The organism is Paenibacillus sp. 1-18 (assembly GCF_000520755.1).
Classification (GTDB): Bacteria; Bacillota; Bacilli; order Paenibacillales; family Paenibacillaceae; genus Paenibacillus; species Paenibacillus brasilensis.
In genome coordinates this window covers 1-471 of the sequence record NZ_ASSB01000035.1, presented here as the reverse complement: position 1 = coordinate 471, position 471 = coordinate 1, and the positions used below count along the sequence as shown (strand labels likewise).

Sequence of the window (471 nt, the reverse complement as noted above, 5' to 3'; positions counted from 1 at the left end):
ATCGTAGGCGAAGTGTGGATACGCAGTGCCGGATGCATGGAAGGTTACCTGAATCGTCCAGACCTGACGCAGTCCGTTCTACAGGACGGCTGGTTCAAGACGGGGGATCTGGGCTATCTGGATGACGAAATGCTGTATGTCATTGGCCGCAGTGGCAAGACGGTCAACCGGATGGGCTATATGGTATCTCCGGTCTATATCGAGGACCGGATTGGTTCGCTAGGATACCGATCCTGCGTGATCACCCTGGAGGACGAGGCTAAAGGAACATTGCTTATCGCATACATCGAAGGCGAATCCTCGCAGGCCTTGTCTGTACTCCGCAAAGAAATGAATCGCGTACTTCCCTCATACATGTTTCCCGATCTGTTGCTTCCGCTTGCCCATTTTCCATTAAATCGGAATGGAAAAGTAAACCGGCTGGAAATGGAGCGCATTGCCCTGGAGAAAGTTGCTTCTCGCAAAGTGTAA

The 471-nt window shown here is 51.6% G+C and carries 1 pseudogene; it reads left to right on the top strand.

The features are described 5' to 3' along the window. Nucleotides 1–471 (top strand): annotated as a pseudogene (locus L693_RS27580) (AMP-binding protein); the annotation flags it as partial.